A 26,307-nucleotide genomic window follows, 5' to 3' on the forward strand; every position below is an offset into this window, starting at 1 on the left:
CCCTCATACGGCGGCGGCCAGCGCGCCCGCACTGCCCGGCATGTCCCGGTACAGCACCGCCCGCTCCACCGCGCTCCACGTCGTACTGGTCACCACGTACAGCGCGGCGGCCAGCGGCACCACGGCCACGGTGAACAGAGTCATGAACGACATCAGCGGCATCACCTTCGCGATCGCGCCCATGCCCGGCACCTGCTGGTCCCCGGCCCCGGCCTGCGGCAGCGGGTTGGCCACCATCTGGCGCTTGGTGCGCCGGAAGTTGAAGGTGGCGACGGACGCGACGATCACGAAGAGTCCGACGTAGACCAGGCCCTGCGCACCGAACACCCCGCCGCCCGCCAGCGCGTCCGTCCACCGGCCGCCGAGCGGCGCCGCGAACAGGGTGTGGTCGAGCAGCGCGTTCGCGTCGCCGCCGATGCTGGAGCTGGAGAAGAGGTGGTAGAGGAGGAAGAAGGCCGGCAGCTGGAAGAGGCTGGGCAGGCAGCCGGAGAGCGGCGACACCTTCTCCTCGCGGTGCAGTTCCAGGACGGCCTTCTGCAGCTTCTCCGGGTTCTTGGCGTGTTTCTTGCGCAACTCGGCGATCCGCGGCGACAGCTCGGCGCGCGCCCGCTGGCCCCGGGCCGACGCCCGCGACAACGGATGTACGAGGAGTCGTACGCAGGCGGTGAACAGCACGATCGCGGCGGCGGTCGCCGAGCCGTGGAAGAGCGGGTCGAGCAGATCGGCGAGGTGCTCGACCAGACTGGCGAACACGGACATGAAAGCGGACATGGAGAAGCCCTCCGAGGGTCTCGTCGTGCCGGGAGAGAGGGCGACGGTCAGCGAGGGCTGCCGTCGCGTCGGCATGACGAACCGCGAGGGGACGCCAGGAAAGCTGGGTGTGTTCCCCTACGCGGCCGTCAGGAGGAGACGGCCGGGTGCTCGGGGGCGCCTGCGGCCCCGGGCGTCGGGGTCGCGTTGCGGCAGGAAGGCCGTACGCATCTCGCGGTCGCGGATCGCCGTGCGCACCCTGGTGCGGGGCACGGCGGGCGCGCAGCGCGCGGCGATCACGGAGCAGACGGCGAGCGCGGAGCCCGCGGCGGCGGTCGCGGCGAGCGCGACGGCGGCGGTGAGGCTGCCGGTGTCGACGAGGACGACCTCGACGAGGAGGAACAGGAGGAGGAGGGCGGGGCGGGCGGCGGCTCTGCCGTCGCGGATCACGTTGCGCAGCACTCCGCGCATGACCACCCTCCTCTCCTCGTCCGTGTACTCGTACGTGTACACCTACACGTACGACGATGCTAAGTACTACAGCCGTTATACAGGATCAACTTCGGCGCCCTGAAGAAGCCCCGAGGCTGAGGTCGTCGTCCTCCCCGTCGAGGGGATCGCCCGCGAGGACCTCGGCGTCCGGCCGGCTGTCGGCGCGGTCGCCGGGCCCCGCGTACGACACGGCGAGCGCCACGGCCAGGTTGAGGGCGAGCGCGAGGATTCCCGCGTTGACGCCGAGGACGGGGTCGTGGTCGCTGAAGACGAGCGCGCACACGACCCCGACCCCCACGACGAGCCCACTCAGCGCCCCGGCGAGGGTCAGCCTCCGCCACACGAGGCCGAGCAGCAGCATCGGTACGAGCTGCGCCATCCCCTCGTACGAGATGAGGGAGAGCCGTACGAGGGTGTTGGGCGCCCCGTAGGTCAGGGCGAGGGCGACGCCTCCCGCGACGACGACCACGCCCTGCGAGGCGAGCTTCTGCCGCTGCGGGGTGCGCCAACGGGGCAGGAGCGACAGCACGCTGCTGCCCCACATGGTCCCGATGACCAGCATGAACACGGCCATGGGCACGATGGAGGAGAGCGCGGCCGCGACCCCGATGACGCCGACGGCCCACGCGGGCAGCGAGTCGACGACCAGCTTGAAGAGCGCCAGGTTGGACTCGGCGCCGACGAGTCCCGGGACGACGAAGAGGGCGGCCATGCCGAGCAGCATGGGGACGAAGAGCAGGACGTTGTAGCCGGGCAGCCAGATGGCGTTGCGGCGCAGGGCGTCCGCGTTGCGGGCGCCGAGGTAACCGGCGACGGTGGTCGGGAAGATGACGACGGTCACCGCGTTGAGCAGCGAGGTCGTGGCGAACCACGCCTCTCCGTACGGGCTCCCGCCGCTGCCCGGCAGCGTGAGCCAGTCGCTCTTCTCGCGCACGATCCGGTCGAGGAAGTCCCCGTACCCGTCGAAGTAGTGGAGGGGTACGTAGACGGCGAGGAAGGCGAGCGTGCCGATGACGAGCACGTCCTTCAGGACCGAGACCCAGGCGCTGCCGCGCAGCCCGCTCACCACCACGAAGCCGGTCGTGACGGCGAAGCCGATGAAATAGGCCCAGTTGAGGCTGATGGCGCCGTAGGAAATGGTGGAGACGACGACGCCCATGCCGGTGATCTGCAACTGGATGTAGGGCAGCAGGAACACGGTGACGAGGAGGGCGACGCCCGCGCCGAGCCACGGCCGCCCGTACCGGTGGGCGACCATGTCGGAGATGCTGACGAGCCCGTGGCGCCGGGCGTAGGCCCAGAGCATGGGGCCGACGACGTACCCCACGGCGTATCCGCAGGACATGTACGCGACGACGTACAGCACGGGCGCGCCGTAGTTGTACCCCCAGCCCGCGGCCCCCAGATAGCTGAAACTGGTGTAGCCCTCGCCCGCCATCAGCACCCAGATGAACACGCCCCCGAGGCTGCGCCCGCCCACGGACCACTCGGCGATCCCGCCCTGCTTCCCGCGCCCGCGGACGGCGGCGAGGCCGAGCGCGACGGTCCCCACCATGAAGACGCCGAAGACGGCGGTGGCGACGGCTCCGTCACTCATGACCGCCGCTCCTTCAGTTTCCGGTCGCCCCGGTGGGTGAGCCACACGCACACGGGCGTGAGCAGCGTCGCGCAGAGCAGCCAGAAGAACAGGAAGGGCAGCCCGAGGACGACGGGCCGCACGCGGTTGGTGAGCGGCAGGGCCCCGAGGTAGAGCACGAAGGGGACGAGGAGCCAGAGGAGATGGGGACGTCGAGCGATCACGAAACCTGACCCTATCCGGGGCGCGGGGCGCGGCCCCCGCCCTAACGCGGCCGCATGGCGCGCAGCTTGCCCCACACGACGAGCCGGTACTTGGAGGTGTACTCGGGGGTGCAGGTGGTGAGCGTGACGTAGTACCCGGGCTCGCGGTACCCGTACCCCGCGCGCACGTCGCTGCGCGGCACCGTGCGGATCACGCCGCTGTCGCGTGCGGAGGTCCGCGCCAGCGTCTTCTCGACGACGTACGTATAGGTGGCCTGCGCGGTCTCGACGGTGACCTCGTCCCCGCGCCGCAGCCGGTCGATGTGGCGGAACGGCTCCCCGTGCGTGTTGCGGTGCCCGGCGAGCGCGAAGTTCCCGGCCCGGCCGGGCTGGGCGGTACGGGGATAGTGACCGGCGTACCCCTGATTGAGCACGGCCCCTTTGCTGACGCCCTCGGCGACGGGGACGCGGATGCCGATGCGGGGGATGCGGAGGACGGCGTAGGCCTGGTCCCAGCGGGGGGTGGGGGGACGGCCTTCGGTTCCGCTGCTGTCCGTACGGGGGCGATCGCTGTCCGGGGACGAGCTGGTGGAGCGGCCCCCTGCCCCAGCCCCTGCCCCAGAACGAGAACCGGCCCCGGAATCGGAACCGGAACCGGCCCCGTCGCCCGAACCGCCCCCGGGGCCGGACGCCCCGCCCTCACCCCTGCCCCACTCCTCCTCCAGGGCCTGGACCTTGCGCTCGGCGGCGGCGCGGGCTTGGCGGTTGGTCCACCACAGCTGATGGGCGACGAGCAGAAGGAGGACGAGTCCGAGGGTGACGGCGATCTCGGCCCCGCCCCACAGGGCGCGCACGACGGGGGTGCGGGGCGGGGTGCGTCGCGGGGCGCGGCGCGGGGCGCGTCGCCGGGTGCGTCGCCAGGTGCGTCCGTGCTGGACCACCGGAATCCGCTCACGCACGAGGCCTCCTCCTTGAGCTGCCCGGGCCCCCGGGCTTCCCGGGCTCCTCGAACCGCTACCGCTCCATCCGCTCGGGCCCGCCCGGCCGCCGGGAGGATAGGCGTTGCTCCGCCAACAATCCATGGCCGGACGAGGCAGCTGCCGAACCGCCCCTCCTGCTGGAGGCCCCCTCGGCAGTACCGTGTCCCGTATGCGCCCCGACAAGCCTGCTGCCGCCGACCACGTCGACGTCGACCACATCGCCGAAGCCGCGCGCCTGGAACGCACGGCCGGCCTGTACCCGGAGGACGCCGAACAGCTCCTCCTCCAGGCCGCGGCCCACCTCGAACTGGCCGGCGCCCGCGACCGCGCGACGACGCTCTACGACCGCTTGCTCTCCGCGGAGACGCCCGCGGGCTCGCCTCTCCTCATCCGCGCCCTGAAGGCGTCGAACCTCTGGGAGTACGGCCACGAGGCGGAGGCGAGGGCGATCATCGACGGCGTCCGCGCGGCGTCTCCGCGGGACCCGGCGCCCTGGGTGATCGTGGCGGAGTCACTCGAATCGCACGACGAGCTGGAGCAGGCGCACGAGACGTTCACGGAGGCGGCGACGCGGCTGCTGCCCGCGCAGGCGGCGGAGCCCCCGTACGCGACGCACCCGATCCTCTTCGGCCGCCACCGCGTACGCCGCCTCCTGGGCGCGGACCACGACGCGTGGGACACCCTGGCGGACCGGGTCTCCACGGCGCCGGTCCCCCTGGACGAACTCCACGACCCGAAGCGGGTCTGGTCCCTCGGCTCGGAGAACCCGGCGGAGCTGCGCGCGGAAATCGCCCGCATCCAGGCGGAGTTGGGCTCGTACAGGGAGGCTCTCTCCCGCCCCTTCCCGGTGGCGATCCTCCACTGGCCGGCGCCGGAACTGACGGAACTCCTGTCGGCGTACCCGTCCCTGTCCTCGGAGTACCCCTCCCACGAGGCGCACCTGTCGACCATAGAGTCATCACTGAGGGAACTCTCCGCCTCGGGAACCCCGAACCTGGGCATCGTCACGGGCACGGTCCCGTCCTACGAGGCCTTCGCCGCGTCCGAGGCATCCTCCCCGGAGGACCCCTCACTCCTCCCCCAGTACGCGACGACGCTGGCGGCGCGGGGGCGGGCGGTGGCTTGGCCGCCGGAGCGGGGGGCTGGGTGTTGGTGTGGGTCGGGCGTGGCTTATGGGACGTGCCACAGCAGCGATTGACAGCGGGACCCTCGACTCGTCCCCCTCCCTGAGCCACCGAAGTCCGGCCTAGTCCTCGCCCACTTCCAAACCACCGTCCGATCACCGGCATCGAGCGAAACTTCAGGACCACATGCCAGAGACGAACGAGCCACGCCCTCTCCCTGCGCCGAATAGCAAGGAGTTGCAGGACCTGGTCCCTGACTCCGAGACACGGGCCGTGTACCAAGTGCTCTACCAGTCGCAGGAAGAGCTACTGGCCATGCCTGCCATCAGGGAGCGCGTCAGCCTCGTCACCGGCAAGGCCAACTTGCAGATGGACCGGCGGCTTCGCTCGCTGCGCACCCACTTCGACGTGCCCGCACAGCGCATACCGGGGGAGAAGAACCTCTTCGTCTATCCGCTGCTCGGCTGGAATCCTCATTTCGGCAAGCGAACGGCGCGGAAGAACATCCGCGGATCCGTACGCGCCATGGTCCACCACACATATGGCAACCGCTGTGCCGCTTGTGGCCGCACGCCCAAAGACGACCAGGTGAAGCTGGTCATCGATCACATGGTCCCACTTGACCTAGGCGGAACCAACGAACAGGAAAACCTCCAGCTGCTCTGCGAGGAGGACAACCATGACAAGCAGTCTCTCTTCGCCGACCATCAAGAGAACGCCGCTGCCCTGCGAAAGTCGCTGGCACTCCCCGAGGTCCATCTGCGGATCGGCGAACTACTGAAGGCTATGGCAGGCGAGAACGTCCCAAAGGAGCTTATTGTTCTCGTTGCCCGGGAAGAGAATCACGGCGATCCGACCAAGCGAATGCGTGAGCTCAGATCCCTCGGCTGGATCATCGAGAACACTCAGCGCAGGAAGGGGCGGCGCGTCCTCTCGTTCTATCGCCTGGAACACTGGGAGCCTTGGCCCCCGGGAGGCCCGCAAGCCGCGATTGCCAAGCTTGAGCGGACGCGCCAGAGAGCGAAACGTTCGGCGACAGACGCAGCCGGGAACAGCTCGCAGGAGTAGAGCAGTGAGTGATCCGCAGCCCTGGTCTCCGCCAGAAGGCTCATGGGCATCGTCTGCCGCGAGGCGACGCAACATGCAGGCGATCCGGAGCCGGGACACCAAACCTGAACGGCTGATCAGGCGGCTCGTCCATGCCAACGGCCTACGTTATCGAGTCTCGACACGCCCGCTGCCCGGCCTTCGCCGAACCGCAGACATGGTCTTTCGGCCAGCAAAGGTCGCCGTATTCATCGACGGTTGCTATTGGCACGGATGCCCCGAACACTATGTGTCGCCAAAGACCAATCCAGGCTACTGGTCGGACAAGGTCAAACGGAATATGGAACGGGACCGGGACACCGACCAGCAGCTAACAGAAGCTGGCTGGCTTGTTCTGCGCTTCTGGGAACACACGTCCGCCGAAGAGTCGGCAGCTGAGATTACACGGCTGGTCTCGGAGCGGCGGAACCGCACATCAGATGAGGGTGTCCCGGACTGAAGCGCTAGTAGTGCCGTCCAGCTCACGGTCTCCCACAGGAGGTTCCATCAGATCCCCCGTGCGCTCCAGCGCGTCCTTGATGGCCAACCCGACAGCCTTGGCGACGGGCGGAGGGAACGCATTGCCCACCTGCCGGTATTGGGCGGTCTTGCGCCCAGCGAAAACCCAGTCCGTAGGGAATCCCTGAATAATCGCCGCCTGTTCGACAGTGAGCATTGGGCCGACGCGCTTCTCCTCCGGCACATCGATCGCCAAGTCCTTGTTGCCCAAGTCCCTTTCGAGGTTGGGTTCCTTCTCGTCGTTAGCGACACCCATCCCGTTCACCCCGAGGGCCCGCCAGGCATTCTTCGCTCGGGTCGGCCCGAGGTCAGCGCCACCATGCTTCTTGGAGCCGCCCACAAGGGTGGGGGCCACCGTTCCGGCTTCAGAAGCCTCCTTGAGCCACTTCTCAAAACCGTCAGGCCTGCCGGCATCGGTGAAACGGCGCTCCATCGTGTCCCTCAACGCCTGCGCCACTGTCTTAAGCTCATCTGTCGGCTTCGGCCAGTCAAATCCGCGGTAACAGTCCTTTCGGATCGCCACCAGAATCGCACGAGGCCGAAGCTGAGGAACGCCGTAGTCGGCGGCCTCCAGGAGACGCCACCCACACACAACATATTCCATGTCGCGAAGCTCGCGCTTGATATCTTCTCGATAACGGAAGAACTTATCGAAAGGTTTAACGAGACCGGCAACATTTTCGATCATTACCGCGCGAGGAGTCAGTTCTCCTACCAGTCTCAGCATCTCCGGGAAGAGATCACGCTCGTCATCCTGACCGAGTTGCTTCCCGGCGACAGAGAAAGGGGGGCAAGGGACCCCGCCGGCGAGTAGATCGAGATCTTTTACTGTCGGCTTGAAGTCCTTGACGTCCATGGGAAGGATTTCGCACTGAGCAGCCTCTTCCTCTCCCCAGACCTTGCGCTCCACCACGTTGAGCTTGAGCGTCTCGGCCGCAAACTTGTCGATCTCGACGAGTGCACGGTGACGGAACCCCGCCCCATGGAGGCCAACTGCCTGGCCTCCAGCTCCCGCGCAGATCTCAATCGAGGTCAGCGGCTGGTAGCTGGAACTCATCCAACCCTCCCGGTGGTGTAGCTACGACACGCTAGTGTCGCATCCACAGCACCGGAACTCGCCCGCGTCGCAGCTCTCCCGGTATGCGTCAGCTCTTGAGCAGAGCTTCGAGGTCCCGCCTGACCTCATCCCGCAACTCCGCTGGCAGCTGCCGGTACATCCCCCACGCGCGTTCAGCGCCGCTCAGTGGCCGCGCGTCGGCAGCCATCCATACCAACAAGTCCTTCTTGAACCGCACCGGCAGTTCCTTGATCCTGTCCCACACCTGCTCACGTGTCATCTGCGCACCAGTCAGGTGCTTCACCGTCTCGTTGCAGCGAGCGCACTCGGTGATCAAGTCTTCGGAGTTCGCCCCACTGCCGGACTTGTGCGGGTTCACGTGCCCCAGCGTCAATCGAGCGTGGGAGCCACGCTCACCCGCGTACTCCTCACCCGCGGCCACACCACAGCGACGGCACATATGGCCATCGCGCTCGAAGACGAACCGCCGAGTCTTCGCGCTGATCTGCCTCAACCCCGCAGCGCGGTGCTCCCTCTCCCAGACCGGGTGGCCGATCTTCTCCAGGTACAGCTCATCGGCCTGCAAGCTGGGCTTGTCGCGGTAGGTCTTGATATCCCAGCCCGCCGGCCGCAGGTCTCTCATGCGGCGGTCCACCTGCTCAGAGCCTGGGATGGCGGCCCGCAGGGCCTGCTTCTTGAAGGTCCGCCCTTCGCCGACTTCATCCCTCAGCCACAGAGCCACCCTCACGCGGGTGCCGAGCGCCTCATCTCGCCAGTCGGGCCTGCTTCCCATGACAACCCCTCCACACGTCAGAACACCGGTTCGCATAGTCCTTCGTTCGCGTCGAAACCTTAGCTTGCCGCCACTTGCCGCGGCAAGTGGCGGCAAGCTGCTCGGGACACTCGTCGGAACGACAGCCCCGAAGGGCACCCCTCGTGACACAGCTATCGACCAAGGTCACCCCCCGTCGCTCATGCCTCGAACTCTGCGCAGGTGCGGGAGGGCAAGCGCTCGGCCTGGAGAGGGCCGGGTTCCAGCACGAAATACTGGTGGAATTGGACCCTGACGCATGCCGCACTCTCCGCGGCAACCGGCCAGACTGGAATGTTCTTCAGGCAGATCTCCGGACGCTGAATGCGGATTCCTTCACCGACGTGCGACGTCATGACCTCCTCGCAGCGGGAGTACCGTGTCCGCCCTTCTCGCTCGCCGGCCAGCAGCTGGGCGCCGATGACGAGCGCGACCTCTTCCCGTACGTCTTATCGCTGGCCTCGGCGGTCAGGCCGCGAGCCGTCCTCATCGAAAACGTGAAAGGACTTCTTCAGAGCAAGTTCTCCGCCTATCGGTTCCAAATTGTCCAAGCTCTCTCGGCCCTTGGGTACACCGCGGAGTGGAGACTTCTGTACGCGCGGGACTTCGGGGTCCCCCAGCTCCGGCCGCGCGCCGTCCTCGTAGCCCTTGAGCACCACGTCTTCGAGCACTTCCGATGGCCGGATGAGACCACCTCCGCTCCCGTCGAGGCCGCACTCGTAGGGAATGTTCTTCGCGAGTCAATGGCGTCCCGCGGATGGGAACTGGCCGATCCCTGGGCTCAACAGGCCCAGAAGGTCGCACCCACGCTATGCGGCGGCTCGCGGAAACACGGCGGCCCAGATCTTGGACCCACACGAGCACGGCAGGCCTGGGCAGAAATCGGAGTCAACGGCTCAAGTGTGGCTGACATGCCACCCGGCCCAGGCGACGTGCTTCCGGTGAGGCTGACCGTTGCGCAGATGGCTCTATTGCAGGGCTTTCCCCCAGAGTGGAAGTTCGAGGGCTGCAAGACGTCCACTTACCGGCAAGTGGGTAATGCGTTTCCACCACCGGTGGCGCAAGCAGTCGGCCGTACGGTGATAGAGGCCTTCGATCATGCGGACAGTGCAGCCGGAGGCAACACCAGGCAGTCCCTTACCGGTCACCATGAGAATCAAGGTGACGAAGCAGCGCACGGACATCGGCCATGTCCATCCCCGCGGCAAGTGACGGTTCTTCCTGCAAGTCCGCGAGCTGCTGCACCGACGGATCATCGAGGATCTGCCCCATGAACTGAAGCTTGTCCTCCAACCGGAGAGCTACCACTTCGTCGATCGTCTCTTCTGCGGCGAGAACCGTGACCCGCGTCTCGGTATCGGGTTCGAGCCCCAGCCGATGAATGCGGTCAAGGCTCTGGAGAAACCTGCCTGCCATGAAGTCACGGTCCACATAGACGGCGTCGTGACAGACCTGGTGGAGGCTGATGCCCTCTCCCAGGGTCGCGGGATTGGAGAGAAGCACGTGGCAGTCAGGGTCTTCTCTGAACCGCCTGAGCTGCTCCTGGCGATCAGGTGTGCCTCCATGCACCACGGCTGGTTGGTAGGCGGAGAAGAGTCGCTCCATGGTGGTCAGACTGCGCACGAAGGTCGTCCACACCAGGGTTTTCCGCCCCATGGCCGCGTTCTCGGCGACGATGCTCAGCGCTTCCTTGTATTTCGGAGAGAGTTCGTATTGAGGCAGCTGTTTGAGCAGCGAGTACAGGGAATCCGTCCGTGGCACCTCCAAGGGCGGGACCCGGTAGTCGAGCGGTGCGTACCGGCTCTCTCCCTCCATCAGCAGGGCCGGGCTCGTACCCGCCATGAGCAGGCGCAGCATCGCCTTGCCCAGGGCGTCGAAGTCCTCCCGCCCGGCCTCAGCGCGAGCGGTGTAGCGGCCGACGAGCGCGTCGTACACCTCGCGGTGCAGCGGCGGGAGCTCGACGTAACGGATGCGTGTCTCGAAGGGGGGGAGGCCCAGTTCGTTCTTGGTGGTCCGGGTGAAGAGCGGGCGCAGCACCGTACTGGCATGGGCGAGATCACCGCCGGCCACGGCATTGGTCACAACCCGGCGGCCGTGACCAGGCCAGACGAAGGACAGGAGGTTCTCCAGGTCGCGAGCGCCGTTGGGAGCCGGCGTTCCGGTCAGGATGAGGCGCCGACGGGCCAACGGCCCTAGTGCCATGCAGGCACTTCCGTAGATGCCGCGCGCCCCGAGCTTCATGCGGTGGGCCTCATCGAGGATGAGCATCGAGGGTGCGCCACGCAGCCAGGTCGCGAGTGCGGCGAGTGACCGATCGAGGCGCTCGTAGTTGACGATCAGGACATCCGTACCCGGGCTGGGTGTGCGCTCCATAACCCGCGCGGTGAGCGGCTCTCTGAAGCACACCTCGCTCTCGTAATCCCACGACTCGTACGCGGACTTAGGGCTCACGACGAGCAGCCTGCGCACGCTCCCCTGTTCCCGCATCGCGGCGAATACCGCCAGACCGACACGCGTCTTGCCGGCCCCCGGTACGGAGAAGTTCGCCCCGTGCTGCAAAGACAGAAGACGAGCGATGTCTCGTCGCTGGAAGTCAGTCAGGTCCGCGCGCCACTCTGGACCGAGCCGCTCCAGGACTGTGTCCGGTGATACGGCGGCGGCCGATCCGGAGTCCTCCAGCCATTGCTCGGCACGCTCGGCGTCGTCGAGTACGCCACCGACGAGGGTTGCCAGCTCCCCTTCCCACTCAACGTCCGCAGATGGCCAAATAGTCAGCGCATCAAGCCCAGTGAGAAAGTCATCCAGGTCGACCTCCACGGACAGCAGCGTGCGCTGTCCGCCTGCGGGGAAACGTGCCGCCAGCTTCGCGAAGTCTCCTTCACGCCCCGGAGCCGCTCGCAGGACAGCGCGCGTCCGCGTGACGTCAGAGGAAATCCGCAGAGACGGTTCGGCGACGGCGGTCACATGCCCTCCTGCCTGACCGATTCGCGAAGCCAGGAGACGCCGTCACCTGGCGCCTTGATACTGCGCTGGGTCGCCACAGCCAGCTTCGTCAGGGTCTCTCGGAGCGTCAGCACCGCCTCATCAAATGCCTCCTCGTCGAGACTTCCGGAAGCCTTGGCTAGCGTGAGGTCGGTAATGCACTGCTCGATGTCCTGGCAGGCATCGGTGATGCGGTCCTGTGCTGCCTGCTTACGCTTGCGCACCCGAGCGTCCTTGCCTGCCGGCTCCAAAGCGTCCCCAACCGCCTTGTGCGCGGCGGCGAACGTCGCTGTCGCGGACTTACTGCGTTCGGTGAGGAGGCCGTCCTCTGCGGTCACCACTGCCTTCGCTTTCAGAATGGTGTCCGTCAGAGCCTTGGCCTGAGCGACCTTCGGCGCGGACGGCTTCATGGTCCGGTTGAGCCCTGGAATGGCCACCGCCGCCGGAGCCTCGGGCTCCGTCTTCAGCGCGTCCGGCAACTGCTTTTCCAGGTACCGGTCCCTGAAGTCGGGCTCGATCAGCCGTACGTCCGTCTTGGAGAACCCAAGGACAATGGCCGTGAGTCGCGTCTCTTTCAGGACCTCCGCGTTGTCCTTGCTCGCCGTCGACTCCTTGGCGTACCGACGGTACAACTCACGGAGCTTCTCCTGGTGCTGCTCGAAGTCCAGCAGCCGAAGCTGAGCACCTCCGTCGCCTGACCGCTCGATCAGGTCGCGAAGGCAGGAGAGAATCCACAGGTCCTGCTCGCAGGTGTTGGCACGGATACGGAACTCCCGCGCCACATCGGCCAGTGGCCGGCCCAGAAGCTGTTGCTCCTCCATGGCCAGCAGCCGGTTGATGTACGAGTACTCACGACGCTGGTCCGGCCGGAGCTGGAGCGACAGCTCTACAGCGTTGATGTCATCCCAAGTACATGACTCCGGCAGCACACCCACCCGGATGTTCGTGATGCCCAGTTCCTTGAGGGCCGCACGACGGGTGTTGCCGTTGACCAGAATGCCGTCCCGCGTGATGAGACCGGGCTCGTTCTGACGGTAAGAGCGGAGACTCTCCATCAGGTCGTCGAAGTCAGGGTCCTTCTTCGAGGGGTCGGCCGGCAGCATCTGCAGCAGGTAGTGCAGGTAGTCCTGGCTGTCCGGCGCCCAGGGCTCCTGCTTAAGCAGTTCGTCGCGCTCAGGCTCGTGATCCCGCTGGGCGCGGATGCGGTGTGTTCCCGGGTTGTAGTAGAGCGTCTCCACCGGCATGTCAATGACCTCGACGGAGAGCGGTTGTGTACGCCACTCGATGGTGAGCGTCTCCCGGACGACGTTCCCGCCGGCGATTTCCTTCAGTCGTTCTTCGACTCGCGCCTTGTTCTCTTCCGCCAGCGGCGGTCGGCCGAATTCCTTGTCCACTAGTAATCTCCTCAAGAGCATCAGATTTAGTACTGCTACGTGGGGGCCGCCTCCCACCCGAGGGAGGGAGGCGTAGCCTCCGGACTATCAAGGGTTACTGGCGCCTACTCACCCGCCGGCTTCAGGGCTTCGCGGATCTTCACCCTCGACTCCTCGGGAAGCGTCCGGTAGTCGGCCCAGAACGCCTCCGCCGCGCTGAACTCGCGCCGGTCCTGGTCCATCCAGCCCGAGAGCACCCTGCGTTCCAAGCCGCTCAGGCCCTCGGCACGCTTCAGCATCTCGCCCAGATCCACCACGGCGCCACGCCCTCCCACCCTGCAGCGATTGCACTCGGCTACGAGCTCCGTCTTCTCAGTGCCATTCGGCTGTCGCACAACTCGGCGAGCGATATCGATCTGGGCGGATTCGTGAGTGCCGGCATAGACCTCCCCCGGCGTGATACCGCACGACCGACAGAAGTGCCCGTCCCGCCTGAGCACTTCGCGCCGTCGGGTCTGAGTGATCGAAGTGCCGGGGCGCGTGCCCTTGCCCGGCTGCCACACCGGCTCACCCTGCTTCACGAAGCGCTGCTCGTGCTGGCCGAGGGAGGCGTCCTCACGGTTGGTGTTGATCTGCCAGCCGTGGTCCCTCAGGTCACGTACTCGGCGATCAGCCTGGCTGACCCCCGGGAAGGCTTCCTTCACTGCTTCCTTGGTGAAGATGTTCCCTTCGCCCACCACGTCCACCAACCACAGGGCAGCGCGCTTCATGGTGCCGAGCTTCGGGTCAGTCCATGACGGCATGTCCACCTCGTACCCCTCATCCTTGTGCTGGGTCTACTTGGGCCGCGAGCGGCGGGAGACCCGCCGGTCCGCGACACCAGGAGCCTTGCTCAGGCAAGGGTGCGAAATCCAGTGCCAACCGGGAATTGCACTGGCGCCATAAATTGCACGTCCGCAATGGCCGTAGCGCCTACTCATGAAGCCAGTTGCTCCAGCAGTATGGAAGGTCCACTCAGGCGACCGCGCCGTACGGAGAGGCTGGGCCCATATATGGCGACGAGATCCGCGGGGGTCCTTCCCCAGCAGGATGACAACGCTCTTCTGCCCTTACCCAGAGAGGCGTTCCTGGAGGCCCTGCGAGCTGTACTGACCGCAGTGGGCCTCACCCAGGGGACGATCGCCAGGCGGGCAGGCGTCAGCCAGTCCAGCCTGTCCTGTTACAACACGGGCAGGCGAGTGCCGGACGCAGGGAAGCTGGAGAGGATCTACAAGGTCCTGGAAGACGAGGCCCAGCGGACTTCGGCGAAGGCCTTGCCGCACACGCTGCCCTATCTGCTCCAGCTCCGTGACGCCGCTCGCGCTCAGCGCATCGCGCCCTCAGCGGCGAACGCCGCTATGGCGGCCACCACAACTCGCGCCGCTCAGCAGCCGGCCTACGCAACGTTCCACAACCAGCGCCGCATGAAGCGGATTCGGCTCGCTCGCCGCAGACTTGCGGCCCCGTCGGCACGGACAGAGGTGCCGGTCCCCCTTCAAGAGGGGGACCGGCACCTTGCCGACAACGCGCATGCCGCCGACATCGCGGATTACCTCGGCCACGTAGCGGCGGGCCGATATCGGGATGCGCAATTCAACGTCTGGGCGAAGGGACACAACCTCGCCTCACGAGAGTTCCCTCGCGCCGTAGCCGCCTACCGAGACGCCGGAGCGGAGGACGGGGCGGAAGCCATGCTCAACGCCGCCGCGAACCGTGACGACATCCAGGCTTCCGTCAACATCACCGCCGCACTGATTGATGAGGGTCAAGTAGACGATGCGCGCGTCATATTGGCGGCCATCCGCACGGATGAGTAGCCCGCCCCCGCCCTCGCCGGCGGGCCACCTACGCCGCTGCGTCGGCCTCCGCCTCGAAGTGCATCTGTGCCCGTTCTAGCGCCTCGCCCGGGTCTCCTCCTTGCGCGACCAGCCAGTGGAGCAGATCGGCGATTACGTCGGTGACCGACTCTTCGAGGACCGCGAAGGACGGCGCCAGGGCGGAATTCACACCGGCCACCCGTCGGTACTCGTCAAGTACCTGCGCGGCTCGCCGAACCCGCATACAGTGGCGGGCCGGTTCGAGGGAGAGTTCGCACCAGACGGCCTTTCCAGTTGCAGTGAGCAGCGTGCCCCACTCCTCACTCAGGGACGCCAGCAAGTGAAGGCCACGCCCGCACTCCGCTTCCCCGCACACAGCGCTTAGAGCCGGCGCGAGGCGGCTCTTGTCGTGGACCTCCACGCGCAGACGATCGCCGCGTGGTTCAAGGACCAGCGTCGCTGCCGTCCCTTCGCCGACATGCTTGATGACATTGGTCGCCAACTCGGTCGTGACCAGACCCACTTCGTCATTGACGTCCAGCGCACCCCACAGCTTCAGGTGGCGTCTCACCGACTTGCGCAGCAGCTGAAGTTCCGCCGGCGCCGCCTCGAATGGCAGGACACAGCGCAACCGCCGTTCCCCCTCGTCATGAATGGACATGGAGGCTCCCTCCTCCCAGACCACGCAGAGCTGCGCCCGCCGTATCCGTACGGCTACACCGCGTAGTGAACCACTGGCGAGGATGGCACAGAGAACTCTCGCTATGTAACTTCTCACGCGAATCCTTCGAGTGAACCTGCTGGAGGGCCAACCAGTTGGACACATAGCCTGAGCGCGACCTCAGGCCGGGCACCCGGCCGCTGGGGAGGAGCCGCATGTCAGTACGGAACACCACTCGCCGACGCCAGCTAGGCGCCATGATGCGGAAGCTGCGCGCCCGCAAGGGCATGACTCTTGAGGAAGCCGGCACCCTCGTCGGGGTGTCCAAGGCGACGGTGAGCAGGTACGAAACGCAAGCCGGTCCGGTCAAGTGGCTCGTGGTTGATGCTCTCTGCCGTGAGTACGCGGCAACCGAGGCCGAGCGCCGCGCCGTTGTGGCCCTCGCCAAAGACGCCAAGCAGCAAGGATGGTGGAGTTCGTTCACCGACTCGATTCCCGAGAGCATGAACCTCTTGCTCACGCTGGAAGACGAGGCCGTACGTGAAGACCACTTCTCCTGCGTCTACGTCCCTGGACTGCTGCAGACGCGGGCTTACAGCACCGCGGTCCAGCAAGCCAATGAAGTGCGCCTCGCCCCGGCCGAGATCGAACGCCTCGTGGACATCCGCATGAAGCGGCAGGAGGTTCTCACCCGGCCGACTCCCCCTCGGCTGTGGGCGATTCTCGACGAGTCCGTCATCCGTCGCGTCGTGGGATCCCCGGCTGACATGAAGGAACAACTCGGCCGGCTCCTCGAAGCGAACGAGTCACCCGGCATCACGCTGCAAATTCTGCCGTTCTCCAAGGGGGCCCACTCCGCTGCCCTCGGCAGCTTCGTGATTATCGGTGGCACGGAACCAGCGCTGGACGTCGTGTACGTCGACCTCCACACCGGTTCGCTCTTCCTTGAGAAGGACGAGGAACTGAACCGATACCGGCTTGCGTTCGACTACCTCCGCGCACAAGCGTTGGACATGGAAGCCTCCTCCTCCATGATTCAACGCGTCCGCAAGGAGCTGTAATGCCTGTTGTGCCTCCGTCCCCCTCAGCCATCTCGTGGTTCAAGTCCTCGCACAGCGGGGGCAACACCACCGAGTGTGTGGAGGCCGCTTTCCTGCCTCGCGGTGTGCTCATACGCGACTCCAAGCGAGCCGACGGGCCTCTCCTTCTGGTCTCTTCCACAGCGTGGGCCCGGTTCGTCGCGGACGCCGCCGACCGGCTCTGAAGGTCGGTACGTGGCGGTGACGCGGTTCTCCGCCTCCGTGAAGCACGGTCATGTGTGAGACCGGCTCAGCCGTAAACCCTGTACCCATGGGCGGCACGCCGCGACGTACGAGGAGGAGAACCCCTTGCCTTACGCCCCCGAACACGACCAGGACCGCACATTCCTCGCCCAAGCCATCGCCCTCTCCCGCCACGCCCTCGACCCCGGCAGCAAGAAGCCCTTCGGTGCCGTCGTCGTCATGGATGGGGAAGTCGTGGGGTCGGGGAGCAACTCCGTCGTCGAGTCGTGTGATCCGACCGCTCATGCCGAAGTCATGGCCCTGCGGGACGCGGGGCGGCGGCTCGGGAACTTCCTCATTGAGGGCGGCACCCTTTACTCCAGCTGTGAGCCCTGTCCGATGTGTCTCACCGCCTGCTACTGGGCGGGGATCAGCCGCCTCGTCTATGCCGCCGACCGGCACGACGCCGCCCGCAACGGGCACCCGGACCTGCAGTTCTACCTGGAGCTCGCGCTGCCCAACGGGGAGCGGCAGCTGTTGGACGAGGTGGCCGTCGAGGGGGAGGTCCGGGCCGCCGCGGTCGGGGTTCTCGCCGAGTGGGCCGCCGAGCAGCCCGGCCCCGTCGAGCCGAAGCTCTGAGGGTGCCGGCCGACGCCTCGTTGCTGCGCGTTAGCCTCACCCCATAGCAACATGGGCAACATGGGCAACATAGACAACCTGGATGTATCACCGAGAGGCGGATCGATCATGGTGAGGATTCCCACGGCAGTCGTGGCCGCGAGCGGGCTGGTCGGGGGCTACGCCACCGCGCGGGCCACCAAGAAGCGTCCCCTCGGCGGAGCCGTGCTCGCCGCGGCCGGGACCGTGGCCGCTCGGCAGTGGCGGGAGGCCGCCGGTGCCAAGACCGCCGCCGCGCTCACCGCCGCGTACGTCGCCGGGTTCGCCGGGTCGCATCCGCTCGCCAAGAAGGTCGGGGCCTGGCCCGCGGTGTTCGCCGTGGCTGGGGGCGTGGCCGCGGCCTCTTGGGCGTTGGCCGATCGTCGCGCCTGATGTGAGTGAATCCCGCTCGTGGGGCTCTCTTGAGGGTCTCGGGAGGGGGTAGGGCGCGCGGCGGAGAGTGCGGGGGTTCTCTAGCTGGTCGGTGTGCCTCTGAACGTTGTTCGGTACGTTGCCGGAGGCACCCCCACCCCCGCCACGAAGTGCTGCCTCAGCGACGCTCCCGTGCCGAAGCCCGCCTCCGTCGCTATGCGGTCGACCGTGTGGTCCGTCGACTCCAGCAATTCCCGCGCGCGGTCCACCCGGCGCTGTGTCAGCCACTGCATCGGCGTCAGGCCCGTCTCCTCGCGGAAGCGGCGGCTGAACGTGCGTACGCTCATCGAGGCTCGGGCCGCCAGCTCACTCAGCGTCAGGGGGGCGGCCAGGTTGTCCTCCGCCCACGCGCGCGCCGCGCTCGTCGACGTCGACTCCCGTACCGGGACCGGACGTTGGATGTACTGCGCCTGCCCGCCCTCCCGGTGCGGCGGCACCACCGTGCGGCGTGCCGCGTCCGCCGCCACCGCCGCGCCGTGGTCCTCGCGGATCATGTGCAGGCACAGGTCCACCCCGGCCGCCTCCCCCGCCGACGTCAGGATGCGGCCCTCGTCGACGTACAGGACGTCGGGGTCGACGGTCACGGAGGGGAACGTGCGGGCGAACAGGTCCGTCGACAGCCAGTGCGTCGTCGCCCTGCGGCCGTCCAGGAGGCCCGCCGCCGCGAGGACGAACGCTCCCGTGCAGATCGAGGCGATTCGAGTGCCCGTCGGCACCGAGGCGAGTGGCCCGGCCAACCGGTCCGGCAGGGCGCCGGGGGCCAGCGACTCGTCCTCCTCGTGCGACGCCGGGACAATCACCGTTTCCGCCCACGTCAGCGCCTCGGGTCCGTGCGGGGCCTCGATCGGGAAGTCCGCGTCCGTACGGAGCCTGCCTGGGCCGGTCGCCGCGCAGGTCCGCACCTCGTACAGGCGCTCCCCCGACGGGCCGCGCGCGGCGCCGAACAGCTGGTGCACCAGGCCCAGTTCCATCGGAAGCACGCCGTGCCGGACCAGGACGGCCACCCGGCGCCGCCTCGCACGGGGCGGCTGTCCGGCCGCTTCTGCTGGTCTCACTTGGCCTCCGCCGACGACAGCGGCGTCGCGATGTCCTCCAGCGAGCGGCCCTCCGCCTTCACCGCCAGCGCCGCCGCCACCAGACCCGCCGCGCACATCAGGCCCGCGCCGATCTGGAAGGCGAGGACCGTGTCGCCGACCACGCCCGACTCGGTCAGCTTGGAGAAGATCAGGGGGCCGCTGATGCCGCCCGCCGCCGTGCCAACCGCGTAGAAGAAGGCGATCGCCATGGCGCGGGTCTCCATCGGGAAGATCTCCGAGACCGTCAGGTACGCGCTGCTCGCGCCCGCCGACGCGAAGAACAGGACCACGCACCAGCAGGCCGTCAGCGTCGTCGCGCTCAGCGAGCCGCGGTCGAACAGCCAGGCCGTGGCGAAGAGCAGGATGCCGGAGAGGAGATACGTCGAGGAGATCAACGGGCGCCGGCCCACCGTGTCGAAGAGCTTGCCGAGGAGGAGTGGGCCCAGGAAGTTGCCCGCCGCGATGACGGCGAAGTAGTAGCCCGTGCTGCCCGACGGGACGTCGAAGAACTTGGTGAGGATCGCGCCGAAGCCGAAGGTGATCGCGTTGTAGAGGAACGCCTGGCCGATGAAGAGGGAAAGGCCGAGCACCGCGCGTTTGGGGTAGTCGCGGAAGACGGTCTTCGCGATCAGCCCGAAGCCGATGCTCTTGCGCTGGTGGATGGTGATCTCGCCGCCCGGGGGCGGCAGACGCTCGCCCTTCTCCTCCTCGATCTCCCGCTCCACGGAGGTGACGAGGGCGTCCGCCTCCTCGCCGCGGCCGTGGATGAACTGCCAGCGCGGACTCTCCGGTACGTGGCGGCGTACGAGGAGGATCACCAGGCCGAGGACGACGCCGAGGGCGAAGGTGAGCCGCCAGCCCAGGTTCTTGGGGAGGATCCCGGTGTTGAGCATGAGGACCGAGAGCAGTGAGCCGCCGATCGCGCCCAGCCAGTAGCTGCCGTTGATGATCAGGTCGACGCGGCCGCGGTACTTGGACGGGATCAGTTCGTCGATCGCCGAGTTGATGGCCGCGTACTCCCCGCCGATGCCGAAGCCGGTGAGGAAGCGGAAGAGGAAGAACCACCAGGCGTCGAAGGAGAGCGCCGTCAGGGCGGTGGCGGAGAGGTACACCACGAGGGTGACCATGAACAGCTTTTTTCGGCCGAACTTGTCGGTGAGCCAGCCGAAGAAGAGCGCCCCGGCGCAGGCCCCCGCCACGTAGAGGGCGGCCGCGACGCCGGTGACCTGGGCCGAGGAGATGGCCAGGCCGCTGCCCTCCTCGGAGAGGCGGCTCGCGATGTTGCCGACGGTGGTGACTTCCAGGCCGTCCAGGATCCAGACGGTGCCGAGGCCGATGACGATCATCCAGTGCCAGCGGGACCAGGGCAGCCGGTCGAGGCGGGCGGGTACGGCCGTGGTGACGGTCGACGTGTCGTCGGCTGTGGTCATGACACCTCCCGGGAGCCCCGTGGCTCTTCCCGGGGGCTCCTCCAGAGTGCCCGGCAAACGCGGTCTCACGCGCGGCGAGAAGGCCGTACAGCCGTCGTACGCGCGGCTGAACGCGCTCTCACGCGCGGCGGCAGGGCCGTACGGCCGTCGTACGCGCGGCGCGCCGCCCCAGCCGATACGTCGCTGCCCCGCACCCCGCCCTACGCCCCGAGCAGCCGCGACACCGCATAGATCGCAAGCCCCGCCAGCGAGCCCACCACCGTGCCGTTGATCCGGATGAACTGCAGGTCACGGCCGATGTGCGCCTCGATCTTCTTCGAGGTGTGCTCCGCGTCCCAGCCCGCGACCGTGTCCGTGATGAGCGAGGTGATCTCGGCGCGGTAGGTCGTGACCACGTAGACCGCCGCGCCCTCCACCCAGCCGTCGACCTTCTGCTGGAGGCGGGCGTCCGTCGCCATGCGGGCGCCCAGCGAGAGGAGCGAGGCGCGGACGCGCAGGCGCAGTTCGCTGCGTTCGTCCTCTGCGGCGGCCACGATCATGGCGCGCACGGCCGACCAGGCGGAGGCGATGAGGTCCTGGACCTCGTCGCGCCCGAGGACCTCCCGCTTCAGCCGCTCCACGCGTTCGCGCGTGTCCGTGTCGGACTGGAGGTCCGCGGCGAAGTCGGCGAGGAAGCGGTCGACGGCGCCGCGCGCGGGGTGCTCGGGCATGTCCCGCATCTCGGTGACGAAACGGAGCAGCTCCTTGTAGACGCGCTCGCCGACCCGTTTGTCGACGAACCGCGGGGTCCAGCCGGGGGCGCCGCCCTGGACCGCGTCCATCACGGAGTCTGCGTGCTCGACGAGCCAGTCGTGGGCGCGGACGCAGACCAGGTCGACGACCCGCTTGTGGCCGCCGTCCACGACGACCTTCTCCAGCATCTTGCCCATGCCGGGGGCGATCTCCTGGGCGTCGGCGCGGCGCGTGATCGCCTCGCCGACGACCGCCTGCACATCGGAGTCGCGCAGGACCGTGAGGGCGCCGCGCAGGGCCGTGGCGAGCTCGGCGGTCACCCGGTCGGCGTGCGCGGGCTCGGCCAGCCAGGTGCCGAGGCGTCCGCCGATGCCGACCGCGTGCAGGCGGCCCCGTACGACATCCGCGGACAGGAAGTTCTCCCCCACGAAGTCGCCGAGCGAGGCGCCCAGCTGGTCCTTCTTGTTCGGGATGATCGCCGTGTGCGGGATGGGCAGGCCGAGCGGGTGACGGAAGAGCGCCGTGACCGCGAACCAGTCGGCGAGCGCGCCGACCATGCCCGCCTCGGCCGCCGCGGCCACGTAACCCGCCCAGGGGCCCGCGCCGGAGTGCTGCGCCCATTTGGCGAGTACGTAGATGAGGGCGACCAGGACGAGCAGGCCCGTCGCCGTGGTCTTCATACGGCGGACGCCGCGCCGCTTCTCCTCGTCGGCGGGGCTGTAGGTGAGGCCGCCGGACCCGCCGGGCCCGCTTGCGCCGCCGCGGGCCGCGCCTACGCCGACCGGGCTACCGGCCGCGCCCGTCCTGGCCGGTTCGGTTCCCGTCTTGGCCGGTTCGGTTCCCGTCTTGGCCGGTTCGGTCGGTTCCTCCGTGTTTGTGCGTTCCACTCACTCCACCTGACCCGTTCGCCTCGTCCTCGTCCGCATCCGCATCCGCATCCGCATGGTTTCCTCGCCGTGCCACGTCTCGTGTCCCGATTGTCCCCACACCGTGTGGCGTACGCCCCTTCCTGACCGACTCCTGGAACGGACGACAAGTTCCCGGCGTCCCAGAGGACGGAGGGGGGCAGTGTCGGCCGCCTCACGGCCCATGCCGCATCATGGGGTGATCACACCGGAGCCTCGGGGCTCCCCCTTCCCGAGGAGAAAGAGCCCGCATGACCAAGCGACACGGTTATGCCCTTCTCGCCGCGGTCATCGCGGTCATAGTGGTGATCTCGGCCGCCATATACGTCGGGGTCTCCACCGACGACGGCTCGCAGGACCCCTTCAGCGCGGGTTCGCGCAACCCCCGTAACTCCGCCGCACCCGCCTCCTCCGGCAGCTGGGTCGGCTCCTGGTCCGCCTCGCCCGCGGGGTCCGAACCGGGCACCGAGCGGCGGGGGTTCGCCGGACGCTCCCTGCGCAACGTCGTGCACACCAGCGTCGGCGGCACCAGTGCCCGCATCACGCTGTCCAACCTGTACGGGCGTACGCCGCTCAGCATCACGCACGCCTCGATCGCGCTGGCCTCCGCGTCGAACAACCCGGCCGCCGCGGCCGGCACGCTGCGCAGGCTCACCTTCGGCGGCAACACGTCGGTGGTGATCGCGCCGGGGCAACAGGTGCTGAGCGACGCCGCCAGGCTGCGCGTCCCGCACGACGCGGACCTGCTGGTCACGACGTACTCGCCGACCCCGTCCGGGCCCGTCACCTACCACCCGCACGCGCGCCAGATCAGCTACGTCGCCGAGGGTGACCGCACCGAGGACCAGTTGGGTGACGCGTACACCGAGCAGAGCCCGTACTGGCGCTACCTCACCGCGGTGGACGTCCTCAGCAACGAGACCGAGGGCACCGTCGTCGTCTTCGGTGACTCGATCACCGACGGCATCTCCTCCACGATGGGCGCCAACCGCCGCTGGACCGACGTCCTCGCCGACCGGCTGCGCGACGAGCCCGGCGCGCCTCGTTACGGCGTCGTGAACCAGGGCATCAGCGGCAACCGCGTCCTCTCCGACGGGCGCGGCAATCCCGCCGTCAATCCCAGCGGGCTCTCCCGGTTCGGCCGTGACGTCCTCGACCGCACCGGCGTCAAGGCCGTCGTCATCGCGCTCGGCGTCAACGACATCCTGCGCAACCCGCACCAGAACGATCCCGACCGGATCGTCGAGGGGCTGCGTGAGCTGACCCGGCAGGCGCATGGGCGTGGCCTGCGGGTCGTCGGGGCGACGCTGATGCCGTTCGGGGGGCACCGGGGGTACGAGCCCGCTCTGGAGTCCGTGCGGGAGGGTGTGAACGCGCGGATTCGCTCCGGCGAGGTCTTCGATGAGTTCGTGGACTTCGACCGGGCGTTGCGGGATCCGTATGACCCGCGGAGGCTTCGGGCGCGGTTTGACTCGGGGGATCATCTGCATCCGTCCGATGCGGGGTTCCGGCGGATGGCTGAGGTGTTTGATCTTGCGGGGCTCAAAGGGTCGGCTGCGCTTTGACCCTCCCGGGGTGGGGGGCGGGGTTTAGGGAGGCTTCGGTCTGGCTGGTCGGGTGGTGCGGCCCACCCGTGGCTCTGTTGCGCAGTTCCCCGCGCCCCTTCTAGGGAGGCTTCGGTCTGCCCAGACGGCACGTGCACGTCACCCGTGGCTCTGTTGCGCAGTTCCCCGCGCCCCTTCTAGGGAGGGCTTCGGCGCGCCTGGCCTGTATGCGCAGCCCACCCGTGGCTCTGTTGCGCAGTTCCCCGCGCCCCTGGAGGAGGCTTCGGTCTGCCTCGTCGGTCAGCGTAGGCGTTCCATTCTGCGGATTTTTCGGTCTACGCCTATGCCGCCCATCAGGGCGTAGCCTCTGACCGTCACTCGGGGGGAGCCGGGGGTGCCCTCGCCCGTGGCCTTGTCGTCGATGCCGCCCATGATTCCGAAGCCCTTGACCGTGACGGTCATGTCCGGGGGGACGATCACCTGGATTCCGCCCATGATCGTGAAGCAGCGGATCTCGACCTCGCGTTCCGTGAACCTCGCCTCGCGCAGGTCGATCTCGCCGCCGCCCCACAGCGCGAAGCCGACGAACTGGCGGCCGACCACCCAGCCGCCCTTGCGGCCGAACCCGCTCCAGACGGCGAAGCCGAACGTGGAGGACGGCTCGCCGCCGCGCACCATCCGCTCGTCCCAGTCGATGGCGGCCGGATCGTCGCTCACCGGCCGCTTCACCATGGACACCTTGGCGCCGTGCGAGGGCAGATCGCGGGTGAGAGGGGCCAACTCCCCGTACGTACGCGCCCGGTACGCCGCGTCCAGGCGCTCCTCGAACTCCGACATGTCGAGGCGGCCCTCGGTCAGCGCGTCCCTGAGCTGTTCGGCGACCTTCTCGCGGTCGGCGTCGGAGGCGCGCAGGTCAGGGCGTTCGGGGTGTTGGGGGTGTTGGGGGTGTTGGGGGTGAACGGGGCGTTCGTCATTCATATGGGAAGCCTACGAGCTTCCCTTCTCCGCGTACATCTTGGCGATGACCGCTTCGATGTCCGGCTCCCTGACCGAGAGATCGGCCAGGGGATAGCGCGCCGCGATCCGCGCGACAAGCGGAGCAGCTGACTCCGCCATGGGGAAGGCCAACCACTGCCGAGGACCCTCCACCCTCACCACCCGCGCCGACTCGTCCTCGATGGGCGGCAGTTCACGTTCGAGGTCGACGACGAGGGTGCGCTCGCTCTCGCCCACCTCGTGCAGGCCTGCCAGCGGCCCGTCGTACATCAGGCGCCCGTGGTCGATGACCATCACGCGCTCGCAGAGCTGCTCGATGTCGGTGAGGTCGTGCGTGGTGAGGAGGACCGTCGTGCCGGACGCCGCGTTCAGGTCGCGCAGGAAACCCCGCACCTTCGACTTGCTGATCACGTCGAGGCCGATCGTCGGCTCGTCCAGATACAGCACCTCCGGGTCGTGCAGCAGCGCCGCCGCGATGTCGCCGCGCATCCGCTGGCCGAGGGAGAGCTGGCGTACGGGCACGTCCAACAGGGCGCCGAGTTCGAGGAGTTCGACGCAGCGGTCGAGGTTCTCCGCGTAACGGCCGTCCGGGATGCGGTACATCCGGTGCATCAGGCGGTACGAGTCGATCAGCGGCAGGTCCCACCAGAGCGTGGTGCGCTGGCCGAAGACGACGCCGATGCGGTGGGCCAGGCGGGTGCGCTCGCGGGAGGGGTCGATGCCCGCGACGCGCAGCCGGCCGCCGCTGGGCGTCAGGATGCCCGTCAGCATCTTGATCGTCGTCGACTTGCCCGCGCCGTTGGGCCCGATGTAGCCGACCATCTCACCGCGCGGCACGGTGAAGGAGATCCCGTCGACCGCCCGCACCTCGTGCCGTTCATGTCGCAGGAAGCCGGTCCGCTTGCGTACGTCGAAGACCTTCTCCACGCCGTCGAGCTCGATGAAGGCGGTACTCATGGTGGTTCAGCTCCCGGTGCTGCGGTACGAACGGAGGCCTGCGCGCCAGGCGAGACCGGCCAGGGCGAGAGCGCCGACGGCCACCGGCGGCGGCGCGAACGCCACCCAGGCCGGCAGGTCGAGCGGGTAGGGCCGGCCGAGCACGTACAGCGCGGGCAGCCAGTTGACGAAGGCGAGCGGCAGGACGAAGGTGACGCCGCGCAGCAGGTCCTTGGCGAAGACGGTCGGCGGGTACTGCAAAAGCGTGGTGCCGCCGTACGTGAAGGCGTTCTGCACCTGGGACGCGTCCAGCGCCAGGAACTGGAAGGCCCCGCCCATCACGAACACGGCCCCGAAGATGCCCGCGCCGCACAGCAGCATCAGCGGCACCATCAGGACCTTCACCGGACTCCAGTCGACGTCCAGGACGACGAGCGCGTACCCGAGGACGCACGCGCCCTGCGTGACGCGGCCGATCCTGTGCAGGCCGAAGCGGTCGGCGGCGACCTGGGCGATGACCGGGGCGGGCCGCACCAGGAGCGTGTCGAGTGTGCCGTCGCGCACCCGCCTGCCGAGCCGGTCCATGGAGCCGAGCGCGAGGTCGGCGAGGCCGAACGCGGTGCACGAGACGCCGTACAGGAAGGCGATCTCGGCGAGCGAGTAGCCGCCGAGCCGGTCCACCTGGGAGAACATCAGCAGGATCGCCACGAAGTCGAACGCGGTCACCGCGAAGTTGCCGAACGCGGTCAGCAGGAAGGAGACGCGGTAGGCCATCAGGGAACGGATCCACATGGCGGAGATCAGCCGGTAGGCACGGAACCCGTCGCGCACCTGCGCCACGCCGCCCCGCACCCGCGCGAGCCCGCC

General features: G+C 68.0%; 26 protein-coding genes and 1 pseudogene. 10 read left to right on the top strand and 17 right to left on the bottom strand.

The window, feature by feature from the left end; all coding sequences use genetic code 11:
* Positions 1-3: 3 nt before the first annotated feature.
* The 5 genes from ACFVYR_RS21740 to ACFVYR_RS21760 form a co-directional block, all read right to left on the bottom strand.
* A complete protein-coding gene (locus tag ACFVYR_RS21740; RefSeq protein ID WP_384253816.1) occupies positions 4-771 on the bottom strand; it encodes a YidC/Oxa1 family membrane protein insertase in 768 nt (255 codons plus the stop codon).
* A 117-nt stretch (positions 772-888) separates the two neighbouring features.
* Positions 889-1,221 carry a DUF6412 domain-containing protein gene (locus tag ACFVYR_RS21745; RefSeq protein WP_384253814.1) on the bottom strand — a complete coding sequence of 111 codons (333 nt, stop codon included), beginning with the start codon at positions 1,219-1,221 and terminating at the stop codon, positions 889-891.
* 85 nt (positions 1,222-1,306) lie between these two features.
* Positions 1,307-2,839 (bottom strand): sodium:solute symporter, encoded by a 1,533-nt coding sequence (locus ACFVYR_RS21750; protein WP_384253811.1) that lies wholly within the window; start codon positions 2,837-2,839, stop codon positions 1,307-1,309.
* Positions 2,836-3,042 (bottom strand): DUF3311 domain-containing protein, encoded by a 207-nt coding sequence (locus tag ACFVYR_RS21755; RefSeq protein WP_384253809.1) that lies wholly within the window; start codon positions 3,040-3,042, stop codon positions 2,836-2,838. The genes ACFVYR_RS21750 and ACFVYR_RS21755 overlap by 4 nt, the downstream gene beginning before the upstream one ends.
* A gap of 41 nt (positions 3,043-3,083) precedes the next feature.
* Positions 3,084-3,980 (bottom strand): class E sortase, encoded by an 897-nt coding sequence (locus ACFVYR_RS21760; RefSeq protein WP_384253806.1) that lies wholly within the window; start codon positions 3,978-3,980, stop codon positions 3,084-3,086.
* Positions 3,981-4,170: 190 nt separating this feature from the next.
* Here ACFVYR_RS21760 and ACFVYR_RS21765 point away from each other — a divergent pair, with 190 nt between their 5' ends.
* The 3 genes from ACFVYR_RS21765 (at position 4,171) to ACFVYR_RS21775 (ending at position 6,671) form a co-directional block, all read left to right on the top strand.
* Complete coding sequence (locus ACFVYR_RS21765; RefSeq protein WP_384253804.1) at positions 4,171-5,199, top strand: hypothetical protein; 1,029 nt, start codon at positions 4,171-4,173, stop codon at positions 5,197-5,199.
* A 199-nt stretch (positions 5,200-5,398) separates the two neighbouring features.
* A complete protein-coding gene (locus ACFVYR_RS21770; RefSeq protein WP_384253802.1) occupies positions 5,399-6,193 on the top strand; it encodes an HNH endonuclease in 795 nt (264 codons plus the stop codon).
* A 73-nt stretch (positions 6,194-6,266) separates the two neighbouring features.
* Positions 6,267-6,671, top strand: coding sequence for a very short patch repair endonuclease (locus ACFVYR_RS21775; protein WP_384253799.1), 405 nt, complete (start codon positions 6,267-6,269; stop codon positions 6,669-6,671).
* Here ACFVYR_RS21775 and ACFVYR_RS21780 read toward each other — a convergent pair.
* Together ACFVYR_RS21780 and ACFVYR_RS21785 are read right to left on the bottom strand one after the other, a co-directional pair.
* Positions 6,648-7,787 carry a DNA cytosine methyltransferase gene (locus ACFVYR_RS21780; RefSeq protein WP_384253797.1) on the bottom strand — a complete coding sequence of 380 codons (1,140 nt, stop codon included), beginning with the start codon at positions 7,785-7,787 and terminating at the stop codon, positions 6,648-6,650. The two genes, ACFVYR_RS21775 and ACFVYR_RS21780, sit on opposite strands and share 24 nt — an antisense overlap.
* Positions 7,788-7,875: 88 nt before the next feature.
* Positions 7,876-8,580, bottom strand: coding sequence for an HNH endonuclease (locus ACFVYR_RS21785; RefSeq protein ID WP_384253793.1), 705 nt, complete (start codon positions 8,578-8,580; stop codon positions 7,876-7,878).
* Positions 8,581-8,723: 143 nt separating this feature from the next.
* Here ACFVYR_RS21785 and ACFVYR_RS21790 point away from each other — a divergent pair.
* Positions 8,724-9,623: pseudogene (locus ACFVYR_RS21790) on the top strand (DNA cytosine methyltransferase); the annotation flags it as partial.
* A 112-nt stretch (positions 9,624-9,735) separates the two neighbouring features.
* Here ACFVYR_RS21790 and ACFVYR_RS21795 read toward each other — a convergent pair.
* From ACFVYR_RS21795 to ACFVYR_RS21805, 3 genes are all read right to left on the bottom strand, one after another.
* A complete protein-coding gene (locus ACFVYR_RS21795) occupies positions 9,736-11,562 on the bottom strand; it encodes a DEAD/DEAH box helicase (protein ID WP_384253791.1) in 1,827 nt (608 codons plus the stop codon).
* On the bottom strand, positions 11,559-12,974 hold the full coding sequence (locus ACFVYR_RS21800; protein WP_384253788.1) for a transcriptional regulator: 1,416 nt from the start codon (positions 12,972-12,974) through the stop codon (positions 11,559-11,561). The genes ACFVYR_RS21795 and ACFVYR_RS21800 overlap by 4 nt, the downstream gene beginning before the upstream one ends.
* Positions 12,975-13,078: 104 nt before the next feature.
* The gene (locus ACFVYR_RS21805; protein WP_384253786.1) at positions 13,079-13,762 is read right to left on the bottom strand and encodes a hypothetical protein; all 684 of its coding nucleotides are present in this window, start codon (positions 13,760-13,762) and stop codon (positions 13,079-13,081) included.
* A gap of 243 nt (positions 13,763-14,005) precedes the next feature.
* On the opposite strand from ACFVYR_RS21805, the gene ACFVYR_RS21810 reads away from it, so the two are divergent.
* Positions 14,006-14,809, top strand: a complete 804-nt coding sequence (locus tag ACFVYR_RS21810) for a helix-turn-helix domain-containing protein (protein WP_389612334.1) — start codon at positions 14,006-14,008, stop codon at positions 14,807-14,809.
* A gap of 28 nt (positions 14,810-14,837) precedes the next feature.
* On the opposite strand, the gene ACFVYR_RS21815 is transcribed toward ACFVYR_RS21810, so the two are convergent.
* Complete coding sequence (locus ACFVYR_RS21815; protein WP_384253781.1) at positions 14,838-15,470, bottom strand: ATP-binding protein; 633 nt, start codon at positions 15,468-15,470, stop codon at positions 14,838-14,840.
* A 215-nt stretch (positions 15,471-15,685) separates the two neighbouring features.
* Between ACFVYR_RS21815 and ACFVYR_RS21820 the strand changes: the two genes are divergently transcribed.
* The 4 genes from ACFVYR_RS21820 to ACFVYR_RS21835 all read left to right on the top strand — a co-directional run bounded on the left by ACFVYR_RS21820 (position 15,686) and on the right by ACFVYR_RS21835 (position 17,782).
* On the top strand, positions 15,686-16,531 hold the full coding sequence (locus tag ACFVYR_RS21820; protein WP_384253778.1) for a helix-turn-helix domain-containing protein: 846 nt from the start codon (positions 15,686-15,688) through the stop codon (positions 16,529-16,531).
* Positions 16,531-16,734 (top strand): DUF397 domain-containing protein, encoded by a 204-nt coding sequence (locus tag ACFVYR_RS21825; protein WP_384253776.1) that lies wholly within the window; start codon positions 16,531-16,533, stop codon positions 16,732-16,734. The genes ACFVYR_RS21820 and ACFVYR_RS21825 overlap by 1 nt, the downstream gene beginning before the upstream one ends.
* A gap of 124 nt (positions 16,735-16,858) precedes the next feature.
* Positions 16,859-17,371 carry a nucleoside deaminase gene (locus tag ACFVYR_RS21830; RefSeq protein WP_384253774.1) on the top strand — a complete coding sequence of 171 codons (513 nt, stop codon included), beginning with the start codon at positions 16,859-16,861 and terminating at the stop codon, positions 17,369-17,371.
* A gap of 108 nt (positions 17,372-17,479) precedes the next feature.
* Positions 17,480-17,782 (top strand): hypothetical protein, encoded by a 303-nt coding sequence (locus tag ACFVYR_RS21835; protein WP_384253772.1) that lies wholly within the window; start codon positions 17,480-17,482, stop codon positions 17,780-17,782.
* Between the two features lie 80 nt (positions 17,783-17,862).
* Here the strand turns inward: ACFVYR_RS21835 and ACFVYR_RS21840 are convergent, their stop codons facing one another.
* The 3 genes from ACFVYR_RS21840 to ACFVYR_RS21850 all read right to left on the bottom strand — a co-directional run bounded on the left by ACFVYR_RS21840 (position 17,863) and on the right by ACFVYR_RS21850 (position 21,946).
* Complete coding sequence (locus tag ACFVYR_RS21840) at positions 17,863-18,792, bottom strand: GlxA family transcriptional regulator (protein WP_384254076.1); 930 nt, start codon at positions 18,790-18,792, stop codon at positions 17,863-17,865.
* Positions 18,793-18,872: 80 nt separating this feature from the next.
* A complete protein-coding gene (locus ACFVYR_RS21845; protein WP_384253769.1) occupies positions 18,873-20,327 on the bottom strand; it encodes an MFS transporter in 1,455 nt (484 codons plus the stop codon).
* A gap of 200 nt (positions 20,328-20,527) precedes the next feature.
* Positions 20,528-21,946 carry a DUF445 domain-containing protein gene (locus ACFVYR_RS21850; RefSeq protein WP_384253767.1) on the bottom strand — a complete coding sequence of 473 codons (1,419 nt, stop codon included), beginning with the start codon at positions 21,944-21,946 and terminating at the stop codon, positions 20,528-20,530.
* Positions 21,947-22,215: 269 nt separating this feature from the next.
* On the opposite strand from ACFVYR_RS21850, the gene ACFVYR_RS21855 reads away from it, so the two are divergent.
* Positions 22,216-23,529, top strand: coding sequence for an SGNH/GDSL hydrolase family protein (locus ACFVYR_RS21855; RefSeq protein ID WP_384253765.1), 1,314 nt, complete (start codon positions 22,216-22,218; stop codon positions 23,527-23,529).
* A 279-nt stretch (positions 23,530-23,808) separates the two neighbouring features.
* Here ACFVYR_RS21855 and ACFVYR_RS21860 read toward each other — a convergent pair whose 3' ends face one another.
* From ACFVYR_RS21860 to ACFVYR_RS21870, 3 genes are read right to left on the bottom strand one after another with little or no spacing between them, the layout of a single operon-like run.
* Positions 23,809-24,486 carry a DUF1707 domain-containing protein gene (locus ACFVYR_RS21860; RefSeq protein WP_384253762.1) on the bottom strand — a complete coding sequence of 226 codons (678 nt, stop codon included), beginning with the start codon at positions 24,484-24,486 and terminating at the stop codon, positions 23,809-23,811.
* A 9-nt stretch (positions 24,487-24,495) separates the two neighbouring features.
* Positions 24,496-25,461 carry an ATP-binding cassette domain-containing protein gene (locus ACFVYR_RS21865; RefSeq protein ID WP_384253760.1) on the bottom strand — a complete coding sequence of 322 codons (966 nt, stop codon included), beginning with the start codon at positions 25,459-25,461 and terminating at the stop codon, positions 24,496-24,498.
* 6 nt (positions 25,462-25,467) lie between these two features.
* Positions 25,468-26,292: an ABC transporter permease gene (locus tag ACFVYR_RS21870; RefSeq protein ID WP_384254074.1), complete on the bottom strand. Its 825-nt coding sequence runs from the start codon at positions 26,290-26,292 to the stop codon at positions 25,468-25,470.
* Positions 26,293-26,307 lie beyond the last annotated feature (15 nt).

It is taken from the genome of Streptomyces sp. NPDC058284 (genome assembly GCF_042881135.1).
Lineage (GTDB): Bacteria > Actinomycetota > Actinomycetes > Streptomycetales > Streptomycetaceae > Streptomyces.